The organism is Euryhalocaulis sp. (assembly GCF_013911995.1).
Classification (GTDB): Bacteria; Pseudomonadota; Alphaproteobacteria; order Caulobacterales; family Maricaulaceae; genus Euryhalocaulis; species Euryhalocaulis caribicus.
This window is the reverse complement of the sequence record NZ_JACESD010000039.1, coordinates 21,494-27,586: the sequence shown is the minus strand read 5'-3', so window position 1 is coordinate 27,586 and position 6,093 is coordinate 21,494. Positions and strand designations below refer to the sequence as shown.

7 protein-coding genes are annotated in these 6,093 nt (G+C 66.5%); 3 read left to right on the top strand and 4 right to left on the bottom strand.

Annotation, left to right across the window (positions count from 1 at the left end):
• Positions 1-59 precede the first annotated feature (59 nt).
• Genes ribD through H2040_RS10690 form a run of 4 tightly spaced genes read right to left on the bottom strand, consistent with a single transcriptional unit; the run spans position 60 to position 2,893 of the window.
• The gene (ribD, locus tag H2040_RS10705) at positions 60-506 is read right to left on the bottom strand and encodes a bifunctional diaminohydroxyphosphoribosylaminopyrimidine deaminase/5-amino-6-(5-phosphoribosylamino)uracil reductase RibD (RefSeq protein WP_287157340.1); all 447 of its coding nucleotides are present in this window, start codon (positions 504-506) and stop codon (positions 60-62) included.
• Positions 503-1,225, bottom strand: a complete 723-nt coding sequence (gpmA, locus tag H2040_RS10700) for a 2,3-diphosphoglycerate-dependent phosphoglycerate mutase (RefSeq protein WP_287157337.1) — start codon at positions 1,223-1,225, stop codon at positions 503-505. The genes ribD and gpmA overlap by 4 nt, the downstream gene beginning before the upstream one ends.
• A 13-nt stretch (positions 1,226-1,238) precedes the next feature.
• A complete protein-coding gene (gene fsa, locus H2040_RS10695; RefSeq protein WP_287157335.1) occupies positions 1,239-1,901 on the bottom strand; it encodes a fructose-6-phosphate aldolase in 663 nt (220 codons plus the stop codon).
• Positions 1,898-2,893: a glycosyltransferase family 2 protein gene (locus H2040_RS10690; protein WP_287157333.1), complete on the bottom strand. Its 996-nt coding sequence runs from the start codon at positions 2,891-2,893 to the stop codon at positions 1,898-1,900. Before H2040_RS10690 ends, fsa begins: the two co-directional genes overlap by 4 nt.
• Positions 2,894-2,944: 51 nt before the next feature.
• Between H2040_RS10690 and H2040_RS10685 the strand changes: the two genes are divergently transcribed.
• The 3 genes from H2040_RS10685 (at position 2,945) to H2040_RS10675 (ending at position 6,075) form a co-directional block, all read left to right on the top strand.
• Positions 2,945-3,532 carry a hypothetical protein gene (locus H2040_RS10685; protein ID WP_287157331.1) on the top strand — a complete coding sequence of 196 codons (588 nt, stop codon included), beginning with the start codon at positions 2,945-2,947 and terminating at the stop codon, positions 3,530-3,532.
• Positions 3,529-4,497 carry a KpsF/GutQ family sugar-phosphate isomerase gene (locus tag H2040_RS10680; protein WP_287157329.1) on the top strand — a complete coding sequence of 323 codons (969 nt, stop codon included), beginning with the start codon at positions 3,529-3,531 and terminating at the stop codon, positions 4,495-4,497. The genes H2040_RS10685 and H2040_RS10680 overlap by 4 nt, the downstream gene beginning before the upstream one ends.
• Before the next feature lie 78 nt (positions 4,498-4,575).
• A complete protein-coding gene (locus H2040_RS10675) occupies positions 4,576-6,075 on the top strand; it encodes a phosphomannomutase/phosphoglucomutase (protein ID WP_287157325.1) in 1,500 nt (499 codons plus the stop codon).
• Positions 6,076-6,093: the final 18 nt, after the last annotated feature.

Below are 6,093 nucleotides of genomic sequence, written 5' to 3'. Positions count from 1 at the left end.
ATTTTAACCAGCTTCAAGTGATTTTTTAAAAAAGTTTTTTTGGGTATTCCTAATTACCCTCACCGCCGGATAAACCTTGCGAAAAAGGTGGCGTTCTGGGCGCGGGCTTCGGCCTCCAGCACGCCTTCGGTCACCTTGATCCCGGCTTTTTTCAGAATCTCGATTCCCTGTCCGTTCGTGCGCGGATCATCGTCGCGGCAGGCGACAATGACGCGGGCGGGCTGCGCCTTCACCAGCGCCTCCGCGCAGGGCGGGGTGACGCCGTGATGGGCGCAGGGCTCCAGGCTGACATAGATGTCCGCGCCCTTGGCGCGCTTGCCGGCCTTGTCCAGCGCCTGCGTCTCGGCGTGCGGGCGGCCGCCGGGGGCGGTTGCCGCTTCGCCCACGACCTCCCCCTTCTTCACGATGACGCACCCGACCGCCGGATTGGGGGCCGTGCGGCCCCGCATGGGTTCGGCCAGCGCGAGGGCGCGCATCATGTAATGCGTGTCGTCGTCCGTGCTCACTTGAAATCGGGCAGAGGCTTGGCGCGGTCCGAATCCAGATAACGCGCATTCTGGAGGGACAGATCCTGCCCCATCTCGATCAGCAGCGGATTGCCGGTAGGGATTTCATAGGACGCGATATCCTCGTCCGACACCTTGAACAAATGCTTCATCAAAGCGCGCAGGGAATTGCCATGCGCGGAGATGATGACGTTTTCGCCGCCCGCCAGCTTCGGCGCGATGTCGCTTTCCCAGTATGGCAGCACGCGCTCCAGCGTGGTCTTCAGGGATTCGGTGTCCGGCAGCTCCTCGTCGGAGAGGCGGTTGTAGCGCCGGTCATGGCGGGGGTGGAACTCGCTGGACTTTTCCAGCGGCGGCGGCGGCGTGTCGTAGGAGCGGCGCCAGACCAGAACCTTCTCCTCGCCATGCTTTTCGGCGGTCTCCGCCTTGTTCAGACCGCTCAGCCCGCCATAGGAACGCTCGTTCAGGCGCCAGTCCTTGGTCACCGGCAGCCAGACCGCGTCCAGTTCCTCCAGCGCCAGCCACAGCGTGCGGATGGCGCGCGTCTGCATGGAGGTGAAGGCGCAATCGAAATCCACGCCTTCGGCTTTCAGCAACTCGCCGCCGCGGCGCGCCTGCTGCACGCCCTGCTCGGTCAGGTCGACATCGACCCAGCCGGTAAAGCGGTTTTCCAGATTCCATTGCGACTGGCCGTGACGGATCAGGGCAAGCTTGGGCATGTCGGTAGCTGTCCTATTCTTTGAGAAGCGACTGGCCGGTGGCGGCCCAGTCTTTCAGAAACGCATCCAGCCCCTTGTCGGTCAGGGGATGCTTTGCCAGCGCCTCCAGCGTGGCGGGCGGCAGGGTGGCCACATCCGCACCGGCCAGCGCGCTGTCGCGCACATGGGCGCTGGTGCGGATGGAAGCGGCCAGGATCTCGGTCTTGAAATCCGGGTAGTTGTCATAGATGGCGCGGATCTCGCGGATCAGCTCCATACCGTCCGCGCCCATGTCGTCGATCCGCCCGATGAAAGGGGAAATATAGGCCGCGCCGGCCTTGGCCGCGAGCAGCGCCTGATTGGCGGAGAAGCACAGCGTCACGTTCACCGCCACGCCGTCATCGGCCAGCTTGCGCGTGGCGGTCAGCCCCGCCCAGGTCAGCGGCGCCTTGATGACGATATTTCCAGCGATTTCGCGCAGGCGCTTGGCTTCGGCCAGCATCCCGTCCGTGTCGGTGGCGGTGACTTCCGCGCTGACCGGGCCGGAGACGATGCCGCAGATTTCCTCCAGCACCTCGAACACGTCGCGCCCCGATTTGGCGATCAGGGACGGGTTCGTGGTGATGCCATCGATCATGCCGGTTCCGGCATATTGGCGGATCTCGTCTGTGTCGGCGGTATCGAGAAAGAATTTCATGTCTGGCCTCTCCCCTGCTGGGCCTTTTCGTCATAGCCGTCCGGGCGCGCCGGTTCGACCCGCTCAATCAGCGCCAGCACGTCCGGGCGCGCGGGCGGCGCGGCGGAGCGGCCCGCCGCGGCCAGCACCACGGCCAGCAGCGCCAGCACCGCGGACTGGATCATCATCACGGTCAGCAGGCCCGCCGCAGCGGTGAACCAGCCCGGAGACGCCGCGCCCCACAGCTTGATCACCGCGGCGACCACCAGCAGCGCGGCGCAGACCGCGCCCAGCCCGGCGGCGAACAGAGTGGCGCGCGCCAGAACCCGGTCCGCGAACACGATGATGGAGCGCATGCCATGCACGACCAGCGAGGTCAGCGACATGCGCGAGCGGCCCTCGATCCGCTGCGCCCGGTCGATGGTGATGCGCGCCACGTCGAGACGGGCGGAGAGGATGGCCGCGCCATAATGCGACCAGGCCTCGTCCATCCGCGCGATGCGCAGCGCGGCGGCGGGGGCGAGCGCCGAAAAATTGCCATGACGCAGGCGCATGCCGGTCAGCACCCAGAAGAATGCGTAATAGAGGCGCAGGAACATGCGGAACCAGAACGGCACCGAGCGCCGTCCGCGCTCGGCCACCACGGCGTCCGCGCCGGACGCCTCCATGGCTTCCAGAAGGCGCGGGATGTCGGCGGGATCATCCTCGCCATCCGAATCCATGACGATGACGGCCGCGCCCGGCTTTTCGCGCATGATCCAGTTGAGACCGGTGAGGATGGCGCGCTGGTGGCCCAGATTGCGCTCAAGGCGCAGAACAACGCCGTCCATCCCCGCGGCGGCGATGTCGGCGGCCTGCACGGGCGCCTTCATGGAGCCGTCATCGGCCACCACGATAAAGGCGTCCGGCGCGGCGGCGGCCAGCCGCTTGACCAGCACGGCGAACGCCGCGCGGTCGTCCAGCGCCGGCACAAGCACGGCGCGCGTGTTCGGATCGCTCTTGACACCGCTCATGCCCGCCCGTCTACACGCGCTTGAGTTCCAGCGCAAAGCGCGAGCCATTTGATGCCTGACCGTCTTTTCTACCCCCTGTTCATCCTGCTGATCGCGGGGATGATCACCGCGGCCCTCCTGCCCGGCCCGGACCGCAGCAACACGCTGGCCCTGAACCAGGATTCGGCGAACGGGCCGATGCTGGCGCGGGGGGCGGACCTGCGCGCCCTGCGGGCCGCCGAGGGCCTGTCCGTGGAGCTGCACGAAAGCGAGGACGGCGACGAGGTGGAATACGCCCGCGCCCGCGCCACCCGGGCCGAGGGCGTGGGCGATGGCTCCGCCGGCGTGTTCATCACCATCGCCCCACGGCAGGAGCGCGCGCTGAACGGGCGCACCGTGCGGGTCGCCGTGCTGGCGCGGGCGCGCGGCGCGGATGCAACCGATCGCTTCCTGGTCGGTTACTTCACCGGCGACTCCCCCGGCTCCAGCGGCTGGCGGGAGTTTACTCCGACGCGGGAGTTCGAGACCTATGTCTTCACCTTCGCCCTGCCGGAGAAAGACGGCCCGCCGGGCGTCGACTATCTGGGCGTGTGGCCGGACCCGTCAGGCGAAGGCAAGACGCTGGACATCGCCCAGCTGAGCGTGGAGCCGGTTGAATGAGCAAACAGACCCCATCCATCGAGGCCGGCAAGCGCGTCCTGCGTATCGAGGCGGACGCCCTGACCGCGCTTGAACAGGCGCTGGACGGCGCGTTCGACACGGCGGTCGGCAGAATCGCCGAAGCGAAGGGCCGCGCCGTGCTGGCCGGCATCGGCAAGTCGGGCCATGTGGCGCGCAAGATCGCCGCGACCATGGCCTCCACCGGCACCCCGGCGCTCTATGTCCACCCGACCGAGGCCAGTCACGGCGATATGGGCATGATCACGCCCGACGACGTGGTGATCGCCCTGTCCCGCTCCGGCGAGACGCAGGAACTGAGCGACCTGATCGGCTATTGCCGCCGCTTCGCCATCCCGCTGATCGCCATAACCGCCGTGGGGGAAAGCACGCTGGGCCGCGCCGCCGATATCGCGCTGGTGCTCCCCAATGCGCCGGAGGCCTGCGCGGAGACCAAGGCGCCCACCACCTCCACCACGCTGCAAATTGCGCTGGGGGACGCGCTGGCCGTGGCGTTGCTGGAGCGGCAGGGCTTCACGGCCGAGCATTTCCGCCAGTTCCACCCGGGCGGGGCGCTGGGCGCGCGCCTGATGCGCGTCGGCGACCTGATGCATGCGGGCGAGGAGATGCCGCTGACCGGGGCCGACACGCCCATGTCCGAGGCGCTGATCGCGATGAGCGAGAAGGGTTTTGGCGCGGTCGGCGTGACCGGCCCGGACGGCAAGCTGGCCGGGATCATCACCGATGGCGATCTGCGCCGGCACATGGGCGGCGGCCTTCTGGACCAGCCGGCCAGCGCCGTGATGACCGCCAACCCGATCACCACGGAGCCGGGCGTTCTGGCCGCCGACGCGCTGCGCCGCATGACGGCGCAATCGCCGCGCATTACGGTGCTGTTCGCGCTGGAAGACGGAAAGCCCGCCGGCATCCTGCACATTCACGATTTGCTGCGGGCGGGAATCGCCTGACCGCTTGCTTGCCGCGCCATGGCGGCGTGGCTATGCACAGTTCAAGCTTCAAGAGCCACTGCACACGGAACGTCACGCATGCTTCCCGACCCCAAAGACCAGATCGCGCCCAATAGCTGGGACTATGAAACGCTGCCCCTGATCAAGGCGACGGGCTTTCGCGAGTATGACGCGCGCTGGAAATTCGGCGAGGAGCTGAATCTCTACGGCGTTCAGGCGCTGGGGCTGGGTCTTGGCACGCTGATCCACGAAACCGGGGTGAAGCCCAAGATCATCACCGCGCACGATTACAGGTCCTATTCGCTGTCCATCAAGCAGGCGCTGACGGTGGGCCTGATGAATGCGGGGATCGAGGTTCACGATATCGGCCTGGCGCTGTCGCCCATGGCCTATTTCGCGCAATACGATCTGGATATTCCGTGCGTGGCGATGGTCACGGCCAGCCATAACGCCAATGGCTGGACCGGCGTGAAGATGGGCGTCGAGAAGACGCTGACCTTCGGACCGGACGAGATGAAGCGCCTGAAGGAAATCGTTCTGGAGAACCGCTCCCAGGCGCGCCATGGCGGCCACTACACGCGGGAGCTGGGCGTCGCCGAGCGTTACATCGCGGACGCGGCCGGCGGCGACAAGCTGTCCCGCCCGATCCGCGCCGTCGTGGCGGCGGGCAACGGCACGGCCGGCGCGTTCGCCCCCAAGGCGCTGAAGGCGCTGGGCGCGGAGGTGATCGAGATGGATTGCACGCTCGACCACTCCTTCCCGAAATACAATCCGAACCCGGAAGACATGAAGATGCTGCACGCCATGGCCGAGCGCGTGCGCGAAGAGAAGGCCGATATTGGCCTCGCCTTCGACGGCGACGGCGACCGTTGCGGCGTGGTGGACAATACGGGCGAGGAAATCTTCGCCGACAAGATGGGCGTGATCCTGGCCCGTGATCTCAGCCACGAATTCCCGGAGGCGCAATTCGTCGCCGACGTGAAATCCACGGGCCTTTTCAACACCGACCCGGTGATGCAGGAAAACAAGGCCGAGACTGACTATTGGAAAACCGGCCATTCCTATATCAAGCGCCGCGTGCGGGAGCTGGGGGCGCTGGCCGGGTTCGAGAAGTCGGGCCATTATTTCTTCAACGCCCCGATCGGGCGCGGCTATGATGACGGCCTGATTTCAGCGGCCGCCATCCTGCGCATGCTGGACCGCAATCCCGGCAAGTCGCTGGCCGATCTGCGCGAGGCGCTGCCCAGGGTCTGGGGCTCGCCCACCATGTCGCCGCATTGCGACGACGAGAAGAAATACGATGTCGTAGACCGGATCATCGAGGAATACCGGGAACTGGCCGAAAATGACGGCGAGATTCTGGGCCGCAAGATCACCGACGTGGTCACCGTGAACGGCGTCCGCGTGACGCTGTCCGACGGCACATGGGGCCTCGTGCGCGCCTCCTCCAACACGCCCAACCTTGTCGTGGTGGTGGAGAGCCCGAGTTCAAAGGACGACATGGTCGCCATGTTCCGCGATATCGAGGCGCGCCTGGCGCGCCATCCCGAAATCGGCGAATTCGACCAGAAGATCTAACGCCGCAAACCCCGCTTT

Bases quoted from the DNA above. Each gene is read 5' to 3' on its own strand.
- H2040_RS10685 (WP_287157331.1), top strand. From the start codon at position 2,945: ATGCCTGACCGTCTTTTCTACCCCCTGTTCATCCTGCTGATCGCGGGG.
- fsa (WP_287157335.1), bottom strand. From the start codon at position 1,901: ATGAAATTCTTTCTCGATACCGCCGACACAGACGAGATCCGCCAATAT.
- gpmA (WP_287157337.1), bottom strand. From the start codon at position 1,225: ATGCCCAAGCTTGCCCTGATCCGTCACGGCCAGTCGCAATGGAATCTG.
- H2040_RS10680 (WP_287157329.1), top strand. From the start codon at position 3,529: ATGAGCAAACAGACCCCATCCATCGAGGCCGGCAAGCGCGTCCTGCGT.
- H2040_RS10675 (WP_287157325.1), top strand. From the start codon at position 4,576: ATGCTTCCCGACCCCAAAGACCAGATCGCGCCCAATAGCTGGGACTAT.
- H2040_RS10690 (WP_287157333.1), bottom strand. From the start codon at position 2,893: ATGAGCGGTGTCAAGAGCGATCCGAACACGCGCGCCGTGCTTGTGCCG.